This window comes from Thioclava sp. DLFJ4-1 (assembly GCF_002020145.1).
Lineage (GTDB): Bacteria > Pseudomonadota > Alphaproteobacteria > Rhodobacterales > Rhodobacteraceae > Thioclava > Thioclava sediminum.
In genome coordinates this window covers 67656-91029 of sequence record NZ_MPZT01000007.1, presented here as the reverse complement: position 1 = coordinate 91029, position 23374 = coordinate 67656, and the positions used below count along the sequence as shown (strand labels likewise).

Annotated in this window: 23 protein-coding genes and 1 pseudogene; 18 read left to right on the top strand and 6 right to left on the bottom strand. The window is 60.4% G+C overall.

The genetic code is table 11. From position 1 onward, the window contains the following. The first annotated feature begins 143 nt into the window (after positions 1–143). The 3 genes from BMI85_RS20310 to BMI85_RS20300 all read left to right on the top strand — a co-directional run bounded on the left by BMI85_RS20310 (position 144) and on the right by BMI85_RS20300 (position 4165). Positions 144–1646 carry an N-6 DNA methylase gene (locus tag BMI85_RS20310; RefSeq protein ID WP_078602591.1) on the top strand — a complete coding sequence of 501 codons (1503 nt, stop codon included), beginning with the start codon at positions 144–146 and terminating at the stop codon, positions 1644–1646. Positions 1647–1657: 11 nt separating this feature from the next. Next, positions 1658–2662 (top strand): hypothetical protein, encoded by a 1005-nt coding sequence (locus tag BMI85_RS20305; RefSeq protein ID WP_078602590.1) that lies wholly within the window; start codon positions 1658–1660, stop codon positions 2660–2662. Positions 2663–3062: 400 nt separating this feature from the next. Beyond that, positions 3063–4165 (top strand): IS3 family transposase gene (locus BMI85_RS20300; protein ID WP_143595217.1). Its coding sequence is split into 2 segments (ribosomal slippage): positions 3063–3324 and positions 3324–4165, totalling 1104 coding nucleotides; the frame shifts between segments, so codons are not numbered across the junction. A gap of 220 nt (positions 4166–4385) precedes the next feature. Here BMI85_RS20300 and BMI85_RS20295 read toward each other — a convergent pair. Continuing rightward, complete coding sequence (locus BMI85_RS20295) at positions 4386–5804, bottom strand: hypothetical protein (RefSeq protein WP_078602589.1); 1419 nt, start codon at positions 5802–5804, stop codon at positions 4386–4388. Between the two features lie 442 nt (positions 5805–6246). On the opposite strand from BMI85_RS20295, the gene BMI85_RS20290 reads away from it, so the two are divergent. The 8 genes and pseudogenes from BMI85_RS20290 to BMI85_RS21720 all read left to right on the top strand — a co-directional run. Continuing rightward, positions 6247–6711 (top strand): type II toxin-antitoxin system PemK/MazF family toxin, encoded by a 465-nt coding sequence (locus BMI85_RS20290; RefSeq protein WP_143595215.1) that lies wholly within the window; start codon positions 6247–6249, stop codon positions 6709–6711. Between the two features lie 217 nt (positions 6712–6928). Beyond that, positions 6929–7309, top strand: coding sequence for a hypothetical protein (locus BMI85_RS20285; protein ID WP_078602587.1), 381 nt, complete (start codon positions 6929–6931; stop codon positions 7307–7309). 81 nt (positions 7310–7390) lie between these two features. Next, positions 7391–7819, top strand: coding sequence for a hypothetical protein (locus BMI85_RS20280; protein ID WP_078602586.1), 429 nt, complete (start codon positions 7391–7393; stop codon positions 7817–7819). 985 nt (positions 7820–8804) lie between these two features. Beyond that, positions 8805–9392: a hypothetical protein gene (locus tag BMI85_RS20275; RefSeq protein ID WP_078602585.1), complete on the top strand. Its 588-nt coding sequence runs from the start codon at positions 8805–8807 to the stop codon at positions 9390–9392. A 239-nt stretch (positions 9393–9631) separates the two neighbouring features. Continuing rightward, positions 9632–10048: a hypothetical protein gene (locus tag BMI85_RS20270; RefSeq protein ID WP_078602584.1), complete on the top strand. Its 417-nt coding sequence runs from the start codon at positions 9632–9634 to the stop codon at positions 10046–10048. 336 nt (positions 10049–10384) lie between these two features. Continuing rightward, positions 10385–10939 (top strand): hypothetical protein, encoded by a 555-nt coding sequence (locus BMI85_RS20265; protein WP_078602583.1) that lies wholly within the window; start codon positions 10385–10387, stop codon positions 10937–10939. 414 nt (positions 10940–11353) lie between these two features. After that, positions 11354–11677 carry a hypothetical protein gene (locus tag BMI85_RS21725; RefSeq protein WP_168174832.1) on the top strand — a complete coding sequence of 108 codons (324 nt, stop codon included), beginning with the start codon at positions 11354–11356 and terminating at the stop codon, positions 11675–11677. Positions 11678–11694: 17 nt separating this feature from the next. After that, positions 11695–11918: pseudogene (locus BMI85_RS21720) on the top strand (glutathione S-transferase C-terminal domain-containing protein); the annotation flags it as partial. A gap of 323 nt (positions 11919–12241) precedes the next feature. Here the strand turns inward: BMI85_RS21720 and BMI85_RS20255 are convergent. Continuing rightward, the gene (locus BMI85_RS20255) at positions 12242–12682 is read right to left on the bottom strand and encodes a pyruvate kinase alpha/beta domain-containing protein (protein ID WP_168174831.1); all 441 of its coding nucleotides are present in this window, start codon (positions 12680–12682) and stop codon (positions 12242–12244) included. A gap of 264 nt (positions 12683–12946) precedes the next feature. Between BMI85_RS20255 and BMI85_RS20250 the strand changes: the two genes are divergently transcribed. Beyond that, positions 12947–15313 (top strand): hypothetical protein, encoded by a 2367-nt coding sequence (locus tag BMI85_RS20250; RefSeq protein WP_078602581.1) that lies wholly within the window; start codon positions 12947–12949, stop codon positions 15311–15313. 37 nt (positions 15314–15350) lie between these two features. Here the strand turns inward: BMI85_RS20250 and BMI85_RS20245 are convergent, their stop codons facing one another. After that, the gene (locus BMI85_RS20245; protein ID WP_078602580.1) at positions 15351–15782 is read right to left on the bottom strand and encodes a helix-turn-helix domain-containing protein; all 432 of its coding nucleotides are present in this window, start codon (positions 15780–15782) and stop codon (positions 15351–15353) included. A 73-nt stretch (positions 15783–15855) separates the two neighbouring features. Here BMI85_RS20245 and BMI85_RS20240 point away from each other — a divergent pair, with 73 nt between their 5' ends. From BMI85_RS20240 to BMI85_RS20215, 6 genes are read left to right on the top strand one after another with little or no spacing between them, the layout of a single operon-like run. Next, entirely contained in the window at positions 15856–16254 is a 399-nt protein-coding gene (locus tag BMI85_RS20240; protein ID WP_078520057.1) for a mercuric transporter MerT family protein, read from the top strand. A gap of 12 nt (positions 16255–16266) precedes the next feature. After that, positions 16267–16563 carry a cation transporter gene (locus BMI85_RS20235; protein WP_078520058.1) on the top strand — a complete coding sequence of 99 codons (297 nt, stop codon included), beginning with the start codon at positions 16267–16269 and terminating at the stop codon, positions 16561–16563. After that, positions 16560–16790, top strand: coding sequence for a mercury resistance system transport protein MerF (gene merF, locus BMI85_RS20230; protein WP_078520059.1), 231 nt, complete (start codon positions 16560–16562; stop codon positions 16788–16790). The genes BMI85_RS20235 and merF overlap by 4 nt, the downstream gene beginning before the upstream one ends. Before the next feature lie 12 nt (positions 16791–16802). Continuing rightward, on the top strand, positions 16803–18218 hold the full coding sequence (merA, locus tag BMI85_RS20225) for a mercury(II) reductase (protein ID WP_078602579.1): 1416 nt from the start codon (positions 16803–16805) through the stop codon (positions 18216–18218). Positions 18219–18252: 34 nt separating this feature from the next. Further along, a complete protein-coding gene (locus BMI85_RS20220) occupies positions 18253–18582 on the top strand; it encodes a YnfA family protein (protein ID WP_078602578.1) in 330 nt (109 codons plus the stop codon). 36 nt (positions 18583–18618) lie between these two features. Beyond that, positions 18619–19965: an NAD(P)/FAD-dependent oxidoreductase gene (locus BMI85_RS20215; RefSeq protein WP_078602577.1), complete on the top strand. Its 1347-nt coding sequence runs from the start codon at positions 18619–18621 to the stop codon at positions 19963–19965. Here the strand turns inward: BMI85_RS20215 and pyk are convergent. From pyk to BMI85_RS20200, 3 genes are read right to left on the bottom strand one after another with little or no spacing between them, the layout of a single operon-like run. Next, the gene (pyk, locus tag BMI85_RS20210; protein WP_210402387.1) at positions 19907–21046 is read right to left on the bottom strand and encodes a pyruvate kinase; all 1140 of its coding nucleotides are present in this window, start codon (positions 21044–21046) and stop codon (positions 19907–19909) included. The two genes, BMI85_RS20215 and pyk, sit on opposite strands and share 59 nt — an antisense overlap. 7 nt (positions 21047–21053) lie before the next feature. Continuing rightward, positions 21054–22304 carry a glycerate kinase gene (locus BMI85_RS20205; protein WP_078602576.1) on the bottom strand — a complete coding sequence of 417 codons (1251 nt, stop codon included), beginning with the start codon at positions 22302–22304 and terminating at the stop codon, positions 21054–21056. Then, a complete protein-coding gene (locus BMI85_RS20200) occupies positions 22291–23364 on the bottom strand; it encodes a tartrate dehydrogenase (RefSeq protein WP_078602575.1) in 1074 nt (357 codons plus the stop codon). The genes BMI85_RS20205 and BMI85_RS20200 overlap by 14 nt, the downstream gene beginning before the upstream one ends. Between the last annotated feature and the right edge of the window lie 10 nt (positions 23365–23374).

The following is a 23374-nucleotide window of genomic DNA, read 5'->3' as shown; positions in this document are numbered from 1 at the left end:
CGACTCCGGGGAGAGGGCTTCAGCCTTTGATTTCGTCGATCAATGCAACATTCTCCTTGAACAACGATCTCGAATATGAAACTGAATTCTATTCACCATTTGTTCTGGTTCTCACACAACCAACCAGCTGACATTGTGCGGAAATGACCAACGAACCTGACGCGCCCCTGAGCTATATCCCTCGTGACGCCAAGGCGAACGGTGCTTACTACACGCCGAACGCAGTGGTGCGTTCCTTGGTGTCTTGGGCGGTGCGAGATGAGACCGACGTGATGCTCGATCCATCCTGCGGAGACGGCCGGTTTCTCATGGGACACGTCAATTCTGTCGGCGTTGAACAAGACCCCCGGTCAGCAGCTGTAGCCAAGATGAAGGCACCCGGTGCGTTGATTCATGAGGGTGATTTTTTCCGATGGGCATCGCATACCGAAGCGCGCTTCGAGTGTGCAGCGGGAAATCCACCATTCATTCGTTATCAGCGGTTCAAAGGGGAGGTCCGCAAAGCTGCGATCGCGCTGTGCGCCCAACAGGGTGCCAGTTTTACTGGGCTCGCGTCTTCCTGGGCTCCGTTTCTGGTTGCCGCAGGCAGTTTGGTTAAGCAGGGCGGCAGAATGGCCTTTGTGGTGCCAGCCGAAATTGGGCACGCCCCCTATGCCGCTCCCCTAATTGAATGGCTATGCGCTCGCTTTCGGCATGTCCAAGTAATCGCGGTGCGCGAAAAACTGTTTCCAGACCTCTCGGAAGATTGCTGGCTGCTCTACGCCGAAGGAGCAGGGGAACAGACCACTCAGATAACGCTGACCGTCATGGAGCAGTTCAGCGCTTGCAATGCACCACCACCCGCGACCGTGCAGGTTCCCCTAGCGGAGTGGAGGACGACTTGGAATCGTCGTCTCCGTCCGTTCCTGATCTCTGCTGAAGCTCGCGCACTCTACAGTGACCTTACTGCGGCCCCAACGACACGCCGACTTGGCGACATGGGAACGGTGGGGATCGGATATGTAAGCGGCGCAAATGACTTTTTTCACCTGCGCCCTTCTGAGGCGAAATCCTGGGGAATTCCGAACTCGCTGCTCCAACCAGTCATTCGCAATGGCCGCATGCTTCCCGCCGACGTGTTAACGCGCGCATCGTTTCGCCAGCTTCTTGCCGAGGATGCGCCGGTTCAGTTGCTGCGTCTAAAACGGGGGCAGAATGTCCCGGCAGCTGTCAGGAGATATTTAGATAGTTCTGAAGGCGAGATAGCCAGGACCGCTTATAAATGTCGAGTGCGGGAGCCTTGGTATGCAGTTCCGGACGTGAAGATACCGAATTTCTTCCTCAGCTACATGTCAGGTCGCTCAGTAAATCTCGTGCGCAACGACGCGAAGGCGAGTTGTCCAAATACACTACATTGCTTGACGCTAAAGGATCAGAAAGACACCGCGACTGTCGAAGCGGTGCGGGCGACGCCGTTTTTCCAACTCTCATGCGAGCTTGAAGGCCATCCGCTTGGCGGCGGCATGCTGAAACTCGAGCCTCGCGAAGCTGCCCGCATTGCCATTCCGGATCCCAGGCGCCTTGCGGAAATCGGCGAAGCCGCCGCGCGAGACGTTATCGAAAACTTGCAGCGCTGGCGGCACTATTCACCCGAACCTCTTAACTAAAAGAACCTGTAATGGCAGCAAGTAAATCCCTGAAAGCGCAGGCGTGGCCGCTTTTCGATCACATCGTGGCTAAGGCTGTAACTAAGGACGATTACTATCGTCCTTGGGTGCGACTTCCAGACGGAAAACGCCGCTTCGCTCCAGACTACGAGGTGTTAAAAACCTTGCTCGGCGTGCCGCTATACTTAAATGCTCCAACTCAGTCCGGGATCCCGGCGCTCGCCTTGGATGTCTGGCTCAGCTACGAACTTCGCCGTGCAGGCTTTGCGTCCGACCATGTCTGGCCCCGACCGACGCACCCGCGCATCCTGCCACTTTCGGTCGCGAAACTGCTAGACACCCTTCCGACGCAGGAACGCTCTAAACTCGAAAGCCGTCTTGCAAAGAAAGGCGCCATACCCGGCGTTACCTCCGCTAGCGCCTCTATCCTTGGCAAGAATTACCTAAAACAAGTCGACGTTATCATGACGGATTGGGCCACTGGCCCGGAACTTCTGGTTTCCACAAAGCGGATGGATTCGTCATTCGGAAAGAATGCCCCAAACAGGATCGAGGAATCCTACGGTGACGCCAAAAACCTTCGGCTTCGGCACCCAATAGCCGCTCTCGGCTTTCTGTTCGGCTTGCGCTCTACGATCCTAACTCAGGAACCGGACACGGCCGCGTGGCTGTTCGACCAAATTTCCAAGCTCGGCAGGGAGGACGACGCCTACCATTCGACCTGCGTTATATTGATCGACTACGCCGACGATGTCGCCTCCAACGACAATCGTCCTGAGGCTGACGATCAGATCGAAATGCCCGGGCCATCCGAGAAAGATGACGTGCTCCCCGCACCCGAAGGCTCCATAGGGGCAGCAGAAGTTGCCCGTCTTCCACGTGTGGAAATTCTGTCGGACCAAGTTCCCGAAGGACTCGATGCCGCAAGCTTCCTCACAAAACTTGTGACGCATGTGCTGAGCAACACCCCCGTGAACATGCACACTGTAGCAAGACAAATTCTCGCAACCGTCTGAAGCACTCACTCCAGTGAATACTAATCTCTGATAGTGCAAAGTTTAGTGCACCAGCTCTGAACGCACAGTCTCGCGCTAAGGCGTTGGGCCCCTTCCGGGGACAGTGCCGGGCCCGAGCTTCGATGAGAATATCGACAGGTCTGCAGCCGCTTGCTGACCATACTTTTCCCAAAGGGCGGCAAGCGGCCTGACGGCGCCGCAGCATGGCAGCTGCGGCAAGACCAACATAGCGGCCGCTTAAACAAAATGCAGCTAATAGGCCTGTAGTGACCTGCCACGGGATTTTTCCTCCACCATCGATTAGAGTCCGACCCAACTTTGATCTGATCCCCGGAAACTGGACCGTTTGAAGCTGGAGTTTTCCGCTACGCTTCCTTGGCTGGAAGAGGAGTGGAGTCGCATGAAGGCGAGCAAATTTTCGGACGCGCAGAAAGCGTTCATTTTGAAGCAAGGCGAGGAAGGCACGCCGGTCGCGGAGATCTGTCGGAAGGCAGGGATCAGCCAGGCGACCTACTTCAGTTGGAAGAAGAAATACGCGGGCCTTCTGCCTGACGAGATGCGACGACTGAAGCAGCTCGAGGATGAGAACGCCAGGTTGAAGAAGATCGTCGCGGACCTGACGCTGGATCGGGAGATGTTGCAAGACGTCATCCGCCGAAAGCTCTGAAGCCTGATCGCAAGCGCGAACTGGTTCGCGGGATGTGTAGCGATTGGGCGGTCTCGATCCGAAAGGCCTGTGGGGCTATGGGGTTCGACCGTTCGACGTTCCACTACAAGTCTCGCCGCGCCGATCAGGCTGCTGTCGCCAAGCGGATCCGGGAGATCTGTGAAACGCGCGTGCGGTATGGCTACCGGCGCGTTCACGTCCTGCTCGAACGTGAGGGCTGGAACATCAACATCAAGAAAGTCTATCGGATTTACAGGGAGTTGGGATTGCAACTCAGGAACAAGACGCCGAAGCGCCGTGTGAAGGCCAAGCTGCGTGACGACCGCGCCGAGGCGGTCGGCCCGAACGACGTCTGGGCAATGGACTTTGTTCACGATCAGCTTGCGACAGGCAAGAAGCTGAGGGTTCTGACAGTCATCGACACCTTCTCACGCTACGTGCCAGTGCTCGATGTCCGGTTCAGCTACCGCGGCGAGGATGTGGTCGCAACGCTGGACCGGGTGTGCCGACAGACAGGCTATCCGAAGACTATCCGAGTCGATCAGGGCACCGAGTTCGTGTCTCGCGACATGGACCTCTGGGCCTATCAGCGTGGCGTGACCCTCGACTTCTCGCGCCCCGGCAAGCCGACCGACAATGCATTCATCGAAGCGTTCAACGGCCGGTTCCGGACCGAGTGCTTGAACCAGCATTGGTTCCTCACCCTTGCGGATGCGACCGAAAAGTTGGAGGCTTGGCGTAGATACTACAATGAGGAACGGCCACACGGCGCGATCGGGAACAAGGCTCCGATCACGCTGACGAAATCAGGGGGCGTCACCAGCCCGCCACCCTGAGCAAAGCCGGGAAACTCTGCCTAAGGGCGGTAGAGCTCTGGGGTGCGGATCAACACCAACCGGGCTCCGGTCGCGGCTGGATGAAAGTTCAGTGGCAGGTCAGTGATACTGCAGCATTGATTGCCTTTGGTTTTGTATCAGGAAGCCGAAGAAGCAGAGCGTTGTCTCGCGCCTCCGGTGTGGAGCCTTGCGAACCCGATGGACTCGCAAGGCTTCGTCATCAAGCGCGCGTCACGGCCGCAGCCCGCACGAGTTCGGCGATTTCCTCGCGGCGATTGGCGATAATACCCGCCAGCAAGTGCTCTCCCACGATAGGCAGGCCCATTTCGTCCTGGATGCGTTCGGCGTGCACAGAGACATTTTCGCCAGTGATGGTGATCTCCGCGACGACCTGCACGCGCGTAGCGGCAAGCTCAAACACGAGCTCCGCTTCGAGGAAGAGCAGATCCTCGGTATGAGCGTAGAGTTCGAAATTCCGCACCGAGAGAGTTGCAGTCTTCAGTTCAGAGACCTTGGTTTTGCTTTGCATGATATTTTGTCCTGTTTTGATAAAGTGAGAGGTGCGCACGGCCGGCGTCCTAGCGGGCCGCGCGAGGCGGGGCGAGGTTTCCGGAGTGGTTTGACTCGAATTTTGCGGGGGAACATCGGGCGACGCTTTCTCGCTGATGGACCGCAGCTTGGGCTCCGAGCGCTGCGCTTCGCACCGCGCTTGGCAACTTGCCTTATTCTCGACACCCTTCGGGCGATCCTCGCGAAACGCGTTCTTGGTGTCGCGGTCACTGCCATCGAGCAAACTGCTCGCAGTCTGCCCTTTCGCGGCGAGCAGCGCCTCATAGAGGGCGACAACATCACTCTTCGCGACCGAGTAATGCGCGACGGAATCTTCGCGCACCTCGCTGAAATCCAGCTGCGCGAAGCGGTCGCGCAGACGTTCCGCACTGACGCCCTCGGCTGCTTTCACAAAGAGATGCGAGTTCGGTGCGCGATGCGCGAGGTCATCAAAAATCCGGCCCGCGACGCCGCCCACGCGACGGATGGCGAACTCTGCCTCGGCGGCATCGCAGAAGACGAAATCCGGATGGTTGATACGAACCGGAGCCTCGACACGCGCATGGTCGCGGCGCTCCCAGATCTGAAACACCGTGCGAACGGAGGCGGGTTTGCCTTCGTAGAAGAAAGCCCCGCTCGGCAGCAGAACTTCATCCACGAGATGAAACATCGCGTCGAGCCTACGCCGAACCGAAGATTTCCGCACAGAGCGCGGCAGGATCATCGCGATAACCTGCGCGTGCTCCGCCGCCCGGTTGAAAAAAGCGATCGCTTTGTCCGCGTTGCACCCGAAGGGCGGATTGCCGACGACCACGTGACGCTGAAACCCGCTCGGCGGCGTCCAGTCGAGATAGTCTGCGTAGGTGATGCCATCCGCGGCGGGAACGAGGTCGAGCCCGATACTGGCCTTCGGCATCAGATCGAGAAACGCACCGGAGCCCGCAGACGGCTCGATCCAGAGATCGCCGGCTTGCACCGGATAGAGGTCCACGAGCCGGCCGTAACAGGCTTTGGCAATCTCGGGCCGCGTGAAGAACTGATCGAGCGCGGAAGAGACGCAGGTCGATTGAGCGGGGACGTGAATAGTCATGAGGACTTCTCCTGGTTGATGTGAAGGGGAAGTCGGGCGGTCCCGGGAAAACAAAAATCGAAAGATGAAAAAAATTCGAAAAAATTTTCATCGACGCCTTTCATCGATCAAATCGGCCCCCGGAACGAGGAACGTGGGGCGAAGACTGGCGATGAGAAACGGATGTGCAGAATGGCGGCGCATTGGCTTGAACGCGCCCTGCGCGGGGGCACCTAGCCAAGGTTCTGGCGGGCCAAAACCGGCCGTGCTGATCGGCCCGCCTCCGCGCCGTGCCGTATGGGACCATGACTGCGGCGACCCACGAACAGGCAGCAAAGTCAGAGAGTAATAGAGAGGCAGCCTGCGATTGGCTTTTCTGTCGCGCGCTCGATGTGACGCGCGACAGAAAAGCCAATCCCGGCCTCCGAATTTCGTGCGTCATTCCGACTCTAAGGACTGACACATGCTTGAGACCCCTTCGACACACCCCGCCAAACCGCCGCGCCCGAAACCTTGGTCCGACACGATTAAGGCCGGTGACATCATCTCCTATCGCTTCCCGCTACGAGAGGGGGTGACAGAGGAGCGCCCAAAGCCGCGCCCGTGCCTCGTGCTTGCGGTCTCCCATCACAACGGTCAGCGCTGGCTCTGCATCGCCTACGGAACGTCAAGCCGCAAAAAAGCGCGCAACCCGCTCGGGATCGAGCTGTCGCTCACCGCCGCGATGGCCTGCGGCCTCGACCGTGCGACCGGTTTTCTTGGCGCGCGCACGCGCGTGATCCGAACCAACGACCCCGCGCTCTGCGTTTGCCCGGACCTGCGCACCCCGGTGCTTGGCGCTTTGACTGGACGTCCGTTCGAGCGGATGCTCGTGGTGCAAAAACGTCTGCTCGCCCAGCATACGGCCGCTGAAAAATGCCCCGTTTGAGGAACAAACACCTCTAAGCCCCTGCCCCGTCGATGGCGCTCTCGAAGCGAAGCGCCATCACGGCTCCAGCGGCTCACTTCAGAAAATCAAAACAGACCTTGGGCCATCTCCGAGGTCTCGCGCTTCACCCCACCTCACCTCAATCGAAATGGCTCCTTGGAGAGCCGTTCTTGAAGCCCCCGGAAAATCCGTCGGGCACGACAGAAGGATCTGTCCCATGCACCATCACCACATTCCCGTTGCACGCATCTTGATGTCCGAGTTCCTCACCGAAAATCGTGAAGCGCTTCGCGACGCCGCCACGCGCCTCGGCGGTCCCCAGGCCGCGCATCGCGTGGCCGCTCTTACGCGCGATCTGGCGCAGCCTACCCCGATTTCCCGGACGCTGTGGCGGCAGCTCCAGTGGGTCTCGGACCTGCTTACGCTCGAGCTCGTGGACGATTTCGACAGCTTCGAGGCGGGATACTTCGCCGACCTCGACCCCGACGACCCCGTTGTCGAAGAAATCTGCCTCCTCACTGACCAATATACCGACCGCCTCGCGGATCTGCAGGCGGAAGAGCGCGCCGACACATCCCAACGTCAGCAAGCGGCCTGACCGCCCTTCGCGCCGCCCCCACCAGTTGGCGGCGCGACCTTGAACGATCTGCGCTCCAGCAGATCGAAACAGGAGTCTCTCATGACCATTACACAAATCCAGCCCAACATCGAAATCACCGCCCGTGCGGCGATCGAGGCGGCGCGCGCCCTCCAGACTGCTCTTGAAGAGAGTCCCCTCGACCTACAGCAGGACGCACCGCGCATCCGCGCCCTGCTTGAGGCGCTTCGCACAGGCGAGCTTTATCACGATGGCGATGAGGCCACTCTGGACCTGCTGCAAACCCGGGTGCTCGACACGCTTGCGAGCCGCGTTCCGGGCTACCGCGAGATCGCGCTGAACTCCGACACCGACGACTACGCCTTCCTCGACCCGGAGCTCGAGGCGATCCGGCGACTCTGGGAGCAGCTGCGCCGCGTCCGCAATCTTCGTCAAACGGCGCTCGATCAGCTGGCCGCAGAGCGTCAGGTGAATGCGCTTCGGCGTAGGTCGCTTGCCACCAATACCTAAAGGAAAGAGCGCCAGGCCGGGAGTTTCCGGCCTGGCGCTTCTTTGTCGTCCAGGAAATTTCAAATTTCTGCAGATTTTTCCTTCCGCATCCTCCGACCAGGCCCACCTCACATCCGGATGCGGCGAAAAGAGTTCGCTACGCGCGCCGCACCTTTCGTCCCACCCAAGGTGGCGTCACCTGCCGCCACCAAAAAAAAAGAGGTCAAACCATTCTCAAAATCTTCTCGAAAACGATTTTCGGCGATATCTCTTCCCTCAGCGCAGGGTATTTCCCGAGCGCCATCACCACCCGAACCACACCGCGCGGCGCGTTGTTTAACGCACCGAACCTACAGCGAGAAACTCATGAGCTAATAGCCCCCTGCCCGAGCGCCCAAGACCGCCTTCGTCGTAACTTCACGAATCGACCTTCGAACATCACAAACTCCTTCAGACAAAAGCTGGAGAGCGTGTTTCGCTTGACTTCCAAATCACTGATTTACCACGTCATCGTCCTGTTTTAGCCAGCCCCTGGCTGCAGATAATAGGGAGGTCAAACCAGATATTTTTTTGTGGCCAATCGAAAACGCAACCGGTAGCCAATGCAAATATCAACAGAACCGCAACCTCTTCGTCCCGACATTGATCCTCCCAAACTGAAAGGTAAACTAAAAATGAACTAGCCTCACAAACCGTCTTTGATCGCCGGAAAACCAGACTCGCGTTCGAAGAAACGACCGTTTTAGTCTTGTGCCGGTATGGTTTCAAATGAAAGATCTTCTCACTTCAACGTAATATCTTCGTTTTGGAGACAGAGCTTCTTATAGCCATATCCTAACGCACGGCGCCTCCCCCTTTCCCCTAGCCTTACAATATTGGCAGATATTCAAAAATCTGCCGCTGAGTTTCGCAATCTGCGCGGAGCCAGATCAATACAGCTTGTCCAAATCTACCCCCAGCGAGAAAATTCTCGAAATCAACACCCAATATTATCTGGAGAAACACCATGGGTCTTACCGTTCACGCTTTTAGCAACCTTCGCCGCGTCGACGCCTTCGCCTACGGCGATAAGGCGATCGAAATGGGCACCGGCAAATCAATCGATGCTTTTGTTCCCGCGATCGACCCTGATTTCGCACATTATGCTTTGGATCTCGAACACGACAAATTCTACAAATTCGAAAAACATTACCACTTCGAAGCCGGCTCCTATTGCTACAACAACGACTTTTTGAGGGAGCTTGCAAAGCTGGCGATCGCGAAGAAGGAATTCGAATACGGCATCAACGACGAGAAGTCGGATGCCAGCTCTCAATATTTTGAATCGTGCCACATTCGGCCTCTGTGGCCATTTTCTCAACTCATCGAGCTCGCGGCCTGCAGCGGCACGTTGGGGGTGAGCACGGCCAAGAAGCTCGCGAGGGATTTTGAAACGCACGCGAAGCTCGCGCAAGAGCATCCCAATGAGACTTTCCGTCGCGACTATTCAAACTGGCAAACCGCCCTTGAAGTCGCGTCGGACAGGGGCGGCATCGCATTCAGGTTGATCATCGCAAAACAGGTTCCGGGGAAACGCACTCCGTTTCCTCGGTAGCATCACTCTGACGTCATCCGAATTTACGAGAACCTAACGCGCTATCGCAAAGCCTGCTGAAAATTCAATCGGCAGGCAACACCTCCGCCCACGCCCCGCGAGGGTCGGACGCGTTCCCGCATGGGCGCTCGCAAGTCGCCCCAGTCTTCAACTCTGAGACCGACAGGTCCCGCGCAAGTCGGATCATCGGCGCTCCTTCCTCTTCCCCCTCCGCACCAACACTGAAAAGGAACTTACGCATGTCTTCATTTGAAGCTTTCGACGACACCGACCTTCTCGCGGTTTTTGATCTCTTGAAACTTTTCGACGCCCCGATTTTGCGGGTCCTGTCCCGGACATGCAGCGGGGGGATCACCTTCCGCTTTTCCGACCGCGCGGGCTCCTATCTCGACCTCAGGGTTCGCGCCCCTTCCAGGAAGGCCAAGCACCCGAAGCTCAGCCCACTGGTCATCAAGGCCTACTGTGCCAACGCCGACGTCTATCTGCAGCTGAGCTTCCGTGAAAAAGCGGATAGCGAGAAGGTCGCAGCTTTGATGGGCCTCGTCGATGAGCATCGCCCTGCCCTTGAGGAGGAGTTGCGGCTCTCGGCCCAATGCAAGGCTCCGATGCAGAGGTCTCGTCCGGCGCCTTCACCGGTCGCGAATAGCTACGCCTGATCGGCTCCCGCGCGGCTGCCTGAAACGCGTTTTGCGACGACGTTAGCGCGGGGCTCTCCATCGGCAATCGAAGCGTTCATGATGGCAGGGTCGCACTGAGGTCCTGTGGTTCACCCTATCGAGCCGGACCCCGGCCGCACCGGCGTGAAGACAAATTCGCGATACTGCAGGCGCGCAAGCACCGCGTCTGCTCCTCTCTCCAAAAGCCCCTCGTAAGAGAGGTCAAACCAAGTCCAAAGCGTGGCCAAAACGGGATCGTGCGGCTAGCCATCTCCGGAACACGTTTAGCGCGGCTGCCCCTCCCACACGCAACCGCCGCAAAAAAGGAAACTGATCATGAGTTCACATTACGGCAATAAATGCTTGCTCATCACCGAAGCCGACCTCGATCTGGGTGAGGCCGTCAGTGTGGCGGACCTTGAAATCCACCTTTACGACTATGTCGAGATGCAGTTCGGCGAGTCTGATCACCCAGCCCTGGAAATCATCGGTGCGTGTTCGCAGCGCGAGAACCAGACCTTGTGCGCGGATCACAGCGACGCCACGCCCAAGTGGCTCCACAAAGAGCTGAACTGGGACCAAACTCTGGTAAGGATTACCGCCGAACGTCTTTCGCTGGACGAAGCCACTGCCAGTAAAATCTGCAGCGATCCCGAATCCGCCGGACCGATCCTGAAAAAAATGATGTTCGACGACCTGCGCGACGAAAACTATGGCGCACTTAGCAGGCGCGCCGACGCCCTGTCGTCGCTGAATTCCGGGACGGCGCCAGGGTTTCTTGGGTGGAATAGCTTTGTCAAAGAAGAAGTCGATCAGGCAATCGACCTCCGCGAAACCCGCGACCCCGGCGACCACGGCCTGCTCGTCGAGATCGCCTACCACTGGCGCTAGGCCTAAGCTTAAACGCTGCAAGAGACGCGCCCACTAGCGCCGATTAGGTCTCCCCGTCCCCAATATTCGAACTTGAACCGAACCCCTTCTGACCTGCGGTCACGCCCACGAAACTGGCCGAAAAAAATCTTCTGTTTCGATTTCCGTCCGCTCCCGCGCGATCCCATATCCCTTCTGAGGCGCACGGAGACACTGTCGCCAATCGGACCAGCTCTTCAAAGGAACACCATGTGCTCCCCTTTGCCACGCCCGATCCGTCGATCCCGTCTCAAACACCTTGGGACTCCGATTAACCGCGCCTCGGCTTCCAGAAACTCGCTTCGATATCGAGCGCAATGCATTCCCCGGAAGTTCCACATCCGCGGAAACGCCACCACCCACATCAACCCTACCAAACGAATGGAAAAACTGCACATGACAAAGACCATCATCAACGGCAAAATCTTCGACACCGCGACCGCTACCGAGATCGGCTGTATCGGCTCGACCGGGGGACTATCGGTCTCCGATTTCTGGTTCTGGGAGGCAACGCTCTACCGCAGCCCGAAAGGGAACTACTTCATGGAGGGCGAAGGCGGAGCGCGATCGCCCTTTGCCCAGCCGTATAACACAAATGGTTGGATCGGTTCGGCTGGGATCGTCGCACTCTCGCCCGAAGACGCTCTGGCCTACGCGGAGAAGTCGCTTTCCAGCGACACCCTTCTCGAGCACTTCGCGGATCACCTGACCGAAGGCTGAAGCGACGCCCCAACGCGATCAACCGCTTCGCGACGGAGACCAAGCGCCAGCTCGACGCTCTCGGCCGTCGCCTTGCCGAAACGCGCTATCTGGGGGGCGACGACTACACCATCGCCGATACCGCGGTCTTCCGGTGGTATGGCGGGCTCGTGAAGGATGGCTCTATGACGCGGCCGAGTTCCTCTCGGTGCACGAATACAAGAACGTGCTGCGTTGGGCCGATACGGTTCTCGAACGGCCCGAAGAATTTAAGAGTCCGGGCCGCGGAAAATCCCGCTCAACCCGTCTCCGGTCAACGGAGGCCATCGCCAGCCTGAATGAGTTTCTCCTGCATGTGCAGGAATGACCCGAACTCAGCGACTATCCTCGTCGTAAGGCATGGCGCGTCCCCCGCATGTGCGGGGAAAAGGCACACCCGGACCGCAAGGTTCGGGTGTCCGTGCTTTGGCGCAACCAACCCGGCGTCTTCACAAAGTCCGGAAACTCCGACGTCGGCGGTCCAAAAACGTAGGCAGAGCAGGTCAGACCAATCCCGTGAATTGCGCTCTCAAGCTTAGGGCTCCCTTATCGAAACGTCGCGACACGAATGTTGTTGGTGCTGCCGACCTTGCCAAAAGGTGACCCCGACAGGACAACCATCGTATCTCCGGTCGCCGGGGACAAAAGGCGTGCGCATTCGTCCTTCGCGGTGGCGACCATCGAGTTGTAGTCGCTGATCGAAGGTTCCTGCATAGACCGCATGCCCCAAACCAGCGCCATCCGGCGCGATACGCGCTCATCGCGGGTCATGAGGATCAGCGGCAATTTGGGGCGCCGGGCGGCAATGCGGACGCCGGTTGCGCCGCTTACGGAATACGCCAAGATGCATTTTGACTGAAGCGAACAAGCTAGTGTTGCCTCTGTATCGGCGATCATGTCCGCGGGGGTGGGAGCTGGCTCGCGGCTGGCGGCAATAGATTTGGCGTAGAATGAGTGCGCCTCTGTGCTTCGGATGACGCGATCCATCACCTCAACAGCCTCGGCAGGAAACGCTGGCTCATTCCGGGTTCTGGGACACAACTGCAACGGCTGCCGAGAAATGTCTCGGTAGCCGTTTGATTTTATGAACATATTTTTACACGCCGTTTACACGAGCAGCGGGAGAATTGTCCCGACGCAACAGTAAGCAGAAAAATCGTTTTGGGATTTCGTTGGCAGGAAAAATGGCCAACATCTCGTTCGGTCCTGGAGGCCTTCTTGACAGATCAATACCGAAAGATCGGAGGCCGAATGGTCAAGAAGCTTCAACAGCTGAACCTACCGGAAGTCTATCCTGCCGTGTTGGCAGATTTCAACCTCAATACATGCGGCGACCCAGACTGCGGCAACTTCGGTGTTGCACCGGACTTCACGATCCCGGTGTTCAAAGGAAAAAACGCTGCACAGCGCCAGCAGGCGGCCGCGGCGAGCATTCCGGCCCTGACGACCGGGCTCGGCTCCTACACCATGTCGAGCGACGATCATCATCCCCGTATTTCGGAGGTCTTCGAATACGACGGTGATCCGGTCGGTTGGGACGACGGCCGATCCATGGAGTGCGGTCATCAGCGCGGAAACGGCGTCTGCGACATCAGCTTCACGATCCTGTCGAACGAGCACTTCCTGGAAGAGTATTATCGACTGCTCTTCGCAGGCGGCAGCCTCATGGGTCCGGTATGCGGCGCATGCGGCGCGCGGTATCTCGCGAACCCCGACGAGTTCATCTTCAACGGCACCCACGGGAAACTGGCGGCTGGTGGCAATCGCCGAAGAGCGAAGCCCTCAGGGTTCCGGATCATCCACCGCCCCTGCAAAGGTAAACGTGGCGCGCGGATCTCGGTATCGCTGGATCACCAAGCGCAGAAGCAACTGCGCGACAACGTCCGCATCCTGAGGTGCATCGTCAACGGGGACAGCATCACAACCATGCGCCGTGTGCTGGCCGACCCCGACACCGGAAAACAGATCGGCGTCAGCCGCCTCTACAGTCGAATCTTCTGGTTGGAGAAGACCCTGCTGGCTTTCGAGCAAGCGAAGCTGAGGGAGTGGAAGCAGAAAGAGGATGCGTCGGAACGTTTCAGCCACACGAGGATCGCCCACGATGACGTGACGATCTCTGTCAACTGGGAGAGCCGTCTCGATCGACGGCTCACACCGCTCCAGTTTTCTGTCTCCGCGGATATTCGAAGCGGATATGTTTTCCGGATCGACGCGAACTTCGATCCGAATGTCGATCCCGTCGAGTTCATTGAGGAGCACTACCTCGACGACGCAGGTCAGCCAACCAACCTTCGACAGACCTACACCCAGAAGTCGGGCATCAGCTTCACGGTTCCCAAGATGCACTTCCAGCGGCCCAGTGGGCGGCTGGACGAGGCCATGCTCTTTGCCAGCGCCGAGGGCCGTTGGCGGGTGTTTTCCGAGCGCGTGAACAATGCCTACGAAAAGAGAGTGGATGCCGGCATCGCACTTCCTCCGGAGGTTCAGGACAAACTCAACGAAGCCGAAGACAAACGCTTCCAGTTGGACCAGATCCGGCAGGGATATTTCGGGTTTCACGACACAGACCGGGACTTCCGAGGCAGCTTCAATGGAAGTGTGGTGAAGCCGACCTATACGAAGGCCGCGCACCTCGCGTGCCTGCGGGACATGCTGCCAAAGGGCAAGATCACCCTTGTCGGTGAGCAGGAAGCGACAATGGTCCGTGTCGTGCCGCACGTCTTCAGGGGCATGATCGATGACGACATGTTCGAATGGTTCGTCATCTCTTTCGACAAGGAGGTCTCTGCGCCGAAAAGCAAGGAGCGTATGGCGCGGTTCAGAGAGGCCCTCGAGGGTTACAAAGAGAAGGTCCGCGCGGTTCTCGGCGAGGAAATCTCGGACCGGTATCTCTTGGAACAGTTCTGTGCCGAACGGATGTCTACGGCGTTCACAGAAGCGCGAAACGGGGTGAAAATCCCGTATTCGATCGCGAACTTCCAGTCGCGCCAGTTCCCCCAGATTTGGATACGATCACCGGCCGAGTATTTCGGCGAAACGCGGAAGATCGTCGGATTCCCCCTTCTTCGGAAGAAATATCGCGACCCGCTCAAGAAGCTCGCATTCGATCAAGAGATCAGCGATCCCGACCTGAGGGCCGCGCTGGCGCGACGAGCGCTGAGAGCCACTGTGCAGCCCGTTTCCACCTTTATGGCCTCCTTGCGTCATCGAACGAGTCCAACGAAACGAGCTGGAGGCAAAGGGTCGCGAAACGGACCGGCCTACATCAACGGGGCTGTCTTCAATCCTGCTGTTCTGATGGCATTCCTCAACATCTACAGGGCCCACTACAACTGGTTCGAGCCGCGGCAATACAAGGGCCCCGGCGCGAGCGCCGGCAGCGAGGCACCGGTCGAAGAGGGAATGTCCGCAATTCGCGTTCCCGGGAGCGATGAGACGATCGAGGTGCCCAAGCGCGCTACAACATCGCCGGTGATGCTTACGCCTGCAATGCGGCTGGGCGCAGACTCGGTAAAGGCGAACGGTCGAACGCGGAAGGCGCCTGATCCGAGGCGCGTCCTTTACCGGCCCTGGCTGTATCACGGCACGCCGCTTTGGAAGAAATTCGAGACCCGATAGCTGCGGATTGCCCGATGCGGTGGGGACTCCAGCTCGTTTACGACGCCGTATGTCCTTGCTGAAGGATGTCGATCAGCGGACACTCAGGCGTATCGGAGCCGGTGCAGCACGCAATGGTCTCGTCGAGGACAGCCTCGATCGCCTGAAGATCGCGAATCTTGGCGCGAACCACATCAAGATGGTGGCGCCCCATCTGCTCGACCTCGGCGCAGGTTTGGCTTCCACAATCGACCAGGCCCAGCAGATCGCGGATTTCCCCCATGGTGAAGCCGAGATCCCGGGCCCGCATCACGAAGCTGAGCCGCTCCACATGGGCTGTGCCATAGCGGCGATGGCCCGAAGAGGTGCGCGGCGGATCGGGCATCAGGCCGACGCTCTCGTAGTAGCGGATCGTCTCGAGATTGCAGCCGGTCAGGCGGGCGAGATCGGAGCGCTTCAGCTCGCTCGCGTTGGCGTGATCGTCTGGCACTGGATTTCTCCTTGATCCTGTAGTTGCTACAGACCCTACGTTGTAGCTCGATGAAAGACAACGGGATGAGGCGATGACGTCGGAAGCGATCGAGACCGAGCGAAAGGCTGATGAAAGACCCGACAGGACGGGATGGGCCGCGACCGGCGCCGGGGTGCTCGGCGCGCTGGCAATGACCTCCTGCTGCATCCTGCCTCTTGTTCTGGTGAGCCTTGGCGTTACCGGGGTCTTCATCGGGCAGCTCACCGCGCTCTACGCCTACAAGTGGGTGACCTTTTCCTTCGCGGCAGCGGCGCTCAGCTATGGCTTCTGGAAGGCCTACCGCCCGGTGTCTACCGAGGATTGCGGAGACGGTGCCTGCGCCCGTCCCGTGGATCGCCGTCTGATGCGCGGGCTGCTCTGGGGAGCGCTGGCGGTCGTGCTCCTGGCTCTGGCCTTTCCCTACGCCGCTCCCCTCGTCCTGACATTCTGACACGGAGTTCTCATGAAACGCATCCTGCTTGCTGCGATCCTGCTTGTGGTGCCCGCGGTGGCCCTGGCTGAGGAAGCGCAGACTCGGCTTCACGTCACGGGGCTGACCTGCCCCTCGTGCAGCTACATAGTCGCGACCGCGCTCAAGCGGGTGGACACGGTCGAGATCGCCGAGTTCGTCGAAGGCGACGCCGAGGATGGTATCTATGTTCTGCACTACGACGATTCCGTCACCGACCCCGACGCTCTGATCGCGACCGTCTCCGGCGTCGGATACGGTGCGACTTTGGTCGACGGGAGCGGGTCGTGACCGAACTCGAAACCTCCTCCAAGAAAAATGACCGCCTCCTGAAATACGGGCTGATCGGCACCGTCCTCGTCGCGCTGTGCTGCTTCACCCCGATCCTGGTGATCCTGCTGGGCGCGGTCGGACTTTCGGCCCTGATGGGCTGGCTCGACATCGTGCTTCTGCCCGCGCTCGCGGTGTTCATCGGCATCACCCTCTACGCGCTCTGGCAGCGCCAACGCACCAGATGAAGAGAGACTGACATGAGAGATTGCTGCACTTCCAAGGGCGGCGCCTATGACCTTGCCGTGATCGGCGCGGGCTCCGCCGGATTCTCGGCCGCAATCACCGCTGCCGAGGCCGGGGCCCGGGTCGCCCTGATCGGTGACGGAACCCTTGGTGGCACATGCGTCAACGTGGGCTGCGTGCCCTCCAAAGCTCTGATCCGCGCGGTCGAAGGCCTGCACCACGCGCGCGCGGCCAACCGGTTCAACGGCATCGAGGGGGAGGCCCGCGTGACCGAGTGGGCCGCGACGGTGGCACAGAAGCAGGCGCTGGTGGATGAGCTGCGCGCGGCGAAATACGCCGACGTGCTGCCCCGGCACGAGAATGTAGAATACATTGAGGGCCGCGCCCGTTTCGACGACGACGGCCGACTGACCGTGAACAGCGCCGCCTTTCCGGCGACGAAGATCATCTTAGCGACTGGCTCCCGGCCGCATGTGCCGGCCATTCCAGGCATCGAGGAGGTCGACGCCCTCGACAGCACTTCGGCGCTGGAGATGACCGCGCTACCTTCCTCTCTGCTGGTCCTCGGCGCGGGCTACATCGGCGTGGAACTGGCGCAGCTTTTCGTCCGGGCCGGCGTCGCAGTAACGCTGGTCAGCCGCAGAGGCGTGCTTCCGGAGGCTGAGCCGGAGATCTCCGAGGCGCTGGAGATCTACCTTGCCAGGGAGGGCATCCGCCTCGCGCGCGTCTCCGGCTACGACAGTGTGGCGCGCCACGGCGGTGGCGTGCGTTTGACCGGGAACGAGGGTGAGACCTTCAGCGCCGAGCGCCTGCTGCTCGCCACCGGGAGAATGCCGAACAGCGACGGGCTGAACCTGGGTGCCGCCGGGATCGAAACCGATGCGCCGGGCGGGATCGTCGTCGACCCGCAGATGCGCACCGCCAACCCGAACGTCTGGGCCGCGGGCGATGCCACCGGGCGCGATCAATTCGTCTACATGGCGGCCTACGGCGCCAAGATCGCCGCCCGGAACGCCGTGGCGGACGAGGCGCGCACCTATGACAATGGCACGATGCCCTGGGTGGTCTTTTCCGACCCGCAGGTGGCGGGCGTGGGCCTGAGCGAGGCGCAGGCCTGCGCCGCCGGGCACGAGGTCGTCACCTCGGTTCTGCCGCTCGACGCCGTGCCGCGCGCACTGGCGGCCCGCGATACGCGTGGGCTGATCAAGCTGGTGGCGGAGGCGGGCAGCAAGCGGCTGCTGGGCGCGCAGATCCTCGCCCCTGAGGGCGCCGACAGCATCCAGACCGCCGCGATGGCCCTCAGGGCCGGGTTCACCTACGAGGAGCTTGGTGACACCATCATGCCCTATCTCACGACGGTCGAGGGGCTGAAGCTTGCCGCCCAGACTTTCGAGAAAGACGTCGGTGCACTCAGCTGCTGCGCGGGGTAGCGACCCTCGACCACGACAGGAGACCCAAAATCCCATGCCGACCCTTGCCGCCTATATCGGCGCCGCACTTGCCGAAATCGCCGGTTGCTTCGCCTTCTGGGTCTGGCTCCGGCTGGACAAGCCGATCTGGTGGGTCGGTCCGGGCATGGCTTCGCTCGCGCTGTTTGCCTACCTGCTGACGCTGGCTGACAGCGCCGCCGCCGGACGAGCCTACGCAGCCTATGGCGGCATCTATATCGCGGCCTCGCTGTTCCGGCTCTGGGCGGTCGAAGGCGTCCGGCCGGATCGGTGGGATCTGATCGGCGTCAGCATCTGCCTTCTGGGCGCCGGCATCATTATCGCAGGGCCCCGTGCGCCGGTCTGACCCCACGCAGCCACTACGAAAGAACAAGGAGCAAAGATGACCGACAAGCTCGACCTGATCGTCATCGGTGCCGGCATGGCCGGGATCACCGCCGCAAAGAAATGCAGCAACGCCGGCTGGTCCGTCGCCGTCGTCGACGAACTCCCCTACGGCGGCACCTGCGCGCTCAGGGGATGCGACCCTAAGAAGATGCTGCGCGCCGGAGCCGAGGCAATGGAGGCCGCGCAGCGACTGTCCGGCAAAGGCATCGCGGGCGAGACCCGGATAGATTGGCCGGCCCTGATGAAGCACAAGGAGAGCTTCACCGATCCGGTGCCCCAGAGCATGGAGAGTGGGCTGAAGGAGGCTGGGGTGCGGACGTTCCACGGTCGGACCCGCTTCACCGCCGAGGACAGGATCGAGATCGAGGATCAGGGCGAGATCGCCTTCCGCCACGCACTGATCGCCACGGGGGCCAAGCCACGGCCTCTGGAGTTCCCCGGCGCCGAGAAGCTGATCGACAGCACCGACTTCCTGAACCTCGCCGAATTGCCCCGTCGGATCGTCTTCGTCGGCGGCGGTTACATCTCTTTCGAGTTCGCGCATATCGCGGCACGCGCCGGAGCTCAGGTGACGATCCTCGACCGTGGCGCGCGGCAGCTGAAGATGTTCGATCCCGACTTGGTCGACATGCTGCTTGATCGCAGCCGCTCCGCGGGGATCGAGATCATCGACGAGGCCGCGATCGAGCGTGTCGAGAATGCGGACGGGGCGCACCGAGTGGTCTACCGGAAGGCGGATGGCACCGACACCATGGAGGCCGATCTTGTCGTGCATGGTGCCGGGCGGGTGCCCTCGGTCGACCATCTCGAGCTCGGCGCCGCAGGCATCGCGACCGAGCAAGGCGGCGTGAAAGTCACGCCATGGCTGCAATCGCCGTCGAACTCGCGCATCTTCGCGGCCGGCGACGCCGCCGCCTCGCCCGGCAAGCCGCTGACCCCGGTAGCGGTCTTCGAGGGCAAGATCGCGGCATCGAACATGCTCAAGGACAAGCGGACAGAGCCCGATTACACCGGTGTGCCGAGTGTGGTCTTCACCATCCCCGAACTGGCGCGGGTCGGCATGCTCGAGGAAGAAGCGCGCGCGAGGGGGGACGTCGAGGTGCGCCTCACCGACACTTCTGGCTGGTTCTCGCAGAAGCGTTTGGGTGAAAGCCATGCCGGCGCAAAGGTAATCACCGCTAAGGACGGCAAGATCCTCGGCGCGCACATGTTCGGGCCCGACTACGCCGAACTGATCAACGTCTTCTCACTGGCGATCAAGCTGGGACTGACGGCTGCGCAGGTTAAGGCCATGCCGGCTGCCTACCCGACGGGGGCATCCGACATCGGGTCGATGTTCTGAGCCCTGCGCGTCTTCGCCTGGAGGGTTCGGCGCAGAAAGGCGCGATAAGAATGTTCAGAGCCGGGAAACAGATCGTTTCCCGGCTCTGTGTCCCAAATCCCGGAACGAGCCAAGGAAACGCACCGGTGGCACTTTCTGCTGAGAGCATTACCGCATCTGCGCCGTCGTAGACCGCAGTGGCCACGTCGGATGCCTCTGCCCGCGTTGGTGCGGGTGAGGATGTCATCGATTCAAGCATCTGTGTTGCCACGATCACGGGGCGGCATTCGCGGCGACACAGCGCAATGATTTCTTTCTGTCGAGCAGGCACCTGTTCCGGCGGTATCTCCACCCCGAGGTCGCCGCGGGCGATCATGATCGCGTCCGACTTGCGGACGATGGCTTCGATTTCGTCCAACGCCGACGGTTTCTCGATCTTCGCCACGATCCCGACACTGTCACCGACGATGGCGCGCAGGGCATCGATGTCGCTGGCTTTCTGCACGAAGGAAAGGGCGACCCAGTCAACACCAAGCGATAAGCCGTATTCCAGGTCGCCGCGGTCTTTCTCGGTTAGCACGGGCAGATCCAGAACACAGTCGGGCAGGTTCACGCCCTTGCGGTCGCTGACCTTTCCGCCTTCCAAAACCTCGGCCTCGATCCGGCCCGGGGCCTTCGCAACAACCTTTAACTGGACCCGTCCGTCATCAATGAACAGCCGGTGTCCGGGCGCGATCGCATCGAAGATCTCAGTGTGCGGCAGGGGCATCGCTGTCAAATCGTCCGTGGCGTCCTTAGCCACCAGACCTATCTTTTCACTACGTTCCAGCATCCGCTCGCCACCAGCTATGCGGCCAAGCCGAATCTTGGGGCCCTGCAAGTCCTGGAGGATGCCGATCGGCACCCCAACCTCTCGTTCCAGCGCCCGGATCCCGTCGACCGCCGCGGCGTGGATCGCGTGCTCACCGTGACTGAAGTTCAGTCGAAACGTATCAACACCTTTCGTGAACAAGGTGCGCAGCATGAACGGAGAGCCACTCGCCGGCCCCACTGTGGCAACGATTTTGGCTCGTCTGTCGCGGATCATGATGGAGTCCTTCATCTCAATTTCAGAGCACGAGAACCGCTCTGAAATCATTAACGTTTGTCAGAGTTGGCCCGGTGCGGATCAATGCGTCCAGCCGATCGAAAATACTGTAGCTGTCATGAGCGCCGAGATAGGCCTTGGGATCGAGCCCCACCGCTTGGGTTCGGTCCAGAAAGTCAGGACCGATCAGAGCACCAGCAGCGTCTTCGGTGCCATCGATCCCGTCGGTGTCGGCGGCAAGCGCATGGATCTGCTCAGAACCGTTGAGGGCAAGAGCGAGCGACAGCAGAAATTCGGTGTTCCGGCCACCGCGCCCAGGTTTTGTGTCGCCAATCGATACGGTGGTTTCCCCTCCCGAAAGCAGAACGGCAGGTGCACGCAATGGCGTGCCATGGGTGCGCACCGCTTTGGCTATTCCCGCCATGATGATGCCGAGTTCGCGCGCTTCGCCTTCCAGAGCGTCGCCAAGCAGAATTGGCGAAACGCCCGCGTCGCGGGCAACCTGGGCCGCGGCTTCCAGCGACGTCTGAGGGGTCGCGATGATGCGGAAGTCGGGGACGAAACCGGTTGCTGGTTCAGGATCCGCGAGCAAGATGTCGCGCGCCGCCTGCGGCAGTGAGGGGCCGAGCCGGGTGACAAGATGCGACAGGTTCTCGGTGGCCGAGGGATCGGGAACCGTCGGGCCAGAGGCGATGGCGGCGGGGTCATCTCCTGGCACGTCCGAGATCGCTAGCGACACCAGCCGTGCGGGGGCTGCGGCCGTGGCCAGCCCACCTCCTTTGATCCGCGAAAGGCGGCGGCGGACACGGTTCATGTCCTCAATCGTCAGGCCGGATTTCAACAGCAGACGGTTAACCTCGATCTTCTCGTCCAGCGTAAGGGGGGAAACGGGCAGCGGCATCAGGGCTGAGCCGCCGCCAGAGATCAGTGCCAGCACAAGGTCATCAGGCCCCGCAGCTTGTGCGGCGGCGAGAATTTCTTTTGCGGCGCATTCTCCGGCGGCGTCAGGCACGGGATGGGAGGCTTCCCGGACCTGAATACGTTCGGTCGGCACTCTATGCCCGTACCGTGTGACGACAACTCCCGAAAGGTCGACGTCGGGCCATGCCTGCTCCAGCGCCTTCGCCATTGAGGCGGCGGATTTACCGGCCCCGACCACGATGCATCGCCCCGCGGGTTTCGGGGGCAGATGCCGAGCAAGAACAGTCGCAGGGTCGGCGGCGGCGATCGCCGCGTCCAGCATCTCAAGAAGCAGTTGTTCAGCCGATTGCATCGGCTACCGCCTTGCCACAAGTCACGGTGTCCGCGGACCCGCCAAGGTCAGGGGTGCGCAAGGCAGGCTCGGCCAAGACACGCTCGATGGCGGAAACCACATCCGCTGCGGCCTCGGCATGACCGAGGTGATCGAGCATCATCGCCCCCGCCCAGATCTGGCCGATCGGGTTGGCGATGCCTTGCCCGGCGATATCCGGTGCCGAGCCATGCACCGGTTCGAACAGCGAGGGGAAATCCCGCTCGGGGTTGATGTTGGCCGAAGGCGCAATGCCGATCGTGCCGGTGCAGGCCGGGCCGAGATCGGACAGGATGTCGCCGAACAGGTTCGACGCTACCACCACGTCGAACTTGTCGGGGTTGAGGACGAAATGCGCGGTCAGGATGTCGATGTGATACTTGTCGACGCTCACACCAGGATAGGCCTTGGCCATCTCGGCAACCCGTTCGTCCCAGTAGGGCATCGTGATCGAAATTCCGTTAGATTTCGTGGCGGAGGTCAACTTGGCGCGCGGGCGTTTTGCTGCCAGGTCGAAAGCGTATTTGAGAACCCGATCCACACCTATCCGGCTCATCACCGTTTCCTGCATCACAACCTCGCGCGGCGTGTCCGGGAACATCTTGCCGCCGATCGAGGAATATTCCCCCTCGGTATTCTCGCGCACGATCCACATGTCGATGTCGCCGGGCTTGCGCCCCGCCAATGGGCTGGGCACGCCCGGCATCAGCCGCGCGGGGCGCAGGCTGATATACTGGTCGAACTGGCGGCGGAATTGGATCAGCGAGCCCCAGAGCGAGATATGGTCCGGCACCGTATCTGGCCAGCCGACGGCGCCGAAAAACAGCGCATCATGGCCTCCAATCTGATCCTTCCAGTCGTCGGGCATCATCTGGCCGTGCTTGCGATAGTAGTCGCAGGACGAGAAATCGAAATCGTCAAACCGCATGTCGATGCTGTGCCGCTTGGCGACCGCCTCCATCACGCGCCGCCCCTCGGGGATCACTTCCTTGCCAATTCCGTCGCCGGGGATGACCGCGATGTTCAGATGGTTACTTTCCATGTCTCTGCCT

What these genes read in the sequence shown, in the direction of transcription:
- BMI85_RS20310 (WP_078602591.1), top strand. Translation starts at nt 144, where the DNA reads ATGACCAACGAACCTGACGCGCCCCTGAGCTATATCCCTCGTGACGCC.
- BMI85_RS20305 (WP_078602590.1), top strand. Translation starts at nt 1,658, where the DNA reads ATGGCAGCAAGTAAATCCCTGAAAGCGCAGGCGTGGCCGCTTTTCGAT.
- BMI85_RS20295 (WP_078602589.1), bottom strand. Translation starts at nt 5,804, where the DNA reads ATGACTATTCACGTCCCCGCTCAATCGACCTGCGTCTCTTCCGCGCTC.
- BMI85_RS20290 (WP_143595215.1), top strand. Translation starts at nt 6,247, where the DNA reads ATGCTTGAGACCCCTTCGACACACCCCGCCAAACCGCCGCGCCCGAAA.
- BMI85_RS20285 (WP_078602587.1), top strand. Translation starts at nt 6,929, where the DNA reads ATGCACCATCACCACATTCCCGTTGCACGCATCTTGATGTCCGAGTTC.
- BMI85_RS20280 (WP_078602586.1), top strand. Translation starts at nt 7,391, where the DNA reads ATGACCATTACACAAATCCAGCCCAACATCGAAATCACCGCCCGTGCG.
- BMI85_RS20275 (WP_078602585.1), top strand. Translation starts at nt 8,805, where the DNA reads ATGGGTCTTACCGTTCACGCTTTTAGCAACCTTCGCCGCGTCGACGCC.
- BMI85_RS20270 (WP_078602584.1), top strand. Translation starts at nt 9,632, where the DNA reads ATGTCTTCATTTGAAGCTTTCGACGACACCGACCTTCTCGCGGTTTTT.
- BMI85_RS20265 (WP_078602583.1), top strand. Translation starts at nt 10,385, where the DNA reads ATGAGTTCACATTACGGCAATAAATGCTTGCTCATCACCGAAGCCGAC.
- BMI85_RS21725 (WP_168174832.1), top strand. Translation starts at nt 11,354, where the DNA reads ATGACAAAGACCATCATCAACGGCAAAATCTTCGACACCGCGACCGCT.
- BMI85_RS20255 (WP_168174831.1), bottom strand. Translation starts at nt 12,682, where the DNA reads ATGGATCGCGTCATCCGAAGCACAGAGGCGCACTCATTCTACGCCAAA.
- BMI85_RS20250 (WP_078602581.1), top strand. Translation starts at nt 12,947, where the DNA reads ATGGTCAAGAAGCTTCAACAGCTGAACCTACCGGAAGTCTATCCTGCC.
- BMI85_RS20240 (WP_078520057.1), top strand. Translation starts at nt 15,856, where the DNA reads ATGACGTCGGAAGCGATCGAGACCGAGCGAAAGGCTGATGAAAGACCC.
- BMI85_RS20235 (WP_078520058.1), top strand. Translation starts at nt 16,267, where the DNA reads ATGAAACGCATCCTGCTTGCTGCGATCCTGCTTGTGGTGCCCGCGGTG.
- merA (WP_078602579.1), top strand. Translation starts at nt 16,803, where the DNA reads ATGAGAGATTGCTGCACTTCCAAGGGCGGCGCCTATGACCTTGCCGTG.
- BMI85_RS20220 (WP_078602578.1), top strand. Translation starts at nt 18,253, where the DNA reads ATGCCGACCCTTGCCGCCTATATCGGCGCCGCACTTGCCGAAATCGCC.
- BMI85_RS20215 (WP_078602577.1), top strand. Translation starts at nt 18,619, where the DNA reads ATGACCGACAAGCTCGACCTGATCGTCATCGGTGCCGGCATGGCCGGG.
- pyk (WP_210402387.1), bottom strand. Translation starts at nt 21,046, where the DNA reads ATGAAGGACTCCATCATGATCCGCGACAGACGAGCCAAAATCGTTGCC.
- BMI85_RS20205 (WP_078602576.1), bottom strand. Translation starts at nt 22,304, where the DNA reads ATGCAATCGGCTGAACAACTGCTTCTTGAGATGCTGGACGCGGCGATC.
- BMI85_RS20200 (WP_078602575.1), bottom strand. Translation starts at nt 23,364, where the DNA reads ATGGAAAGTAACCATCTGAACATCGCGGTCATCCCCGGCGACGGAATT.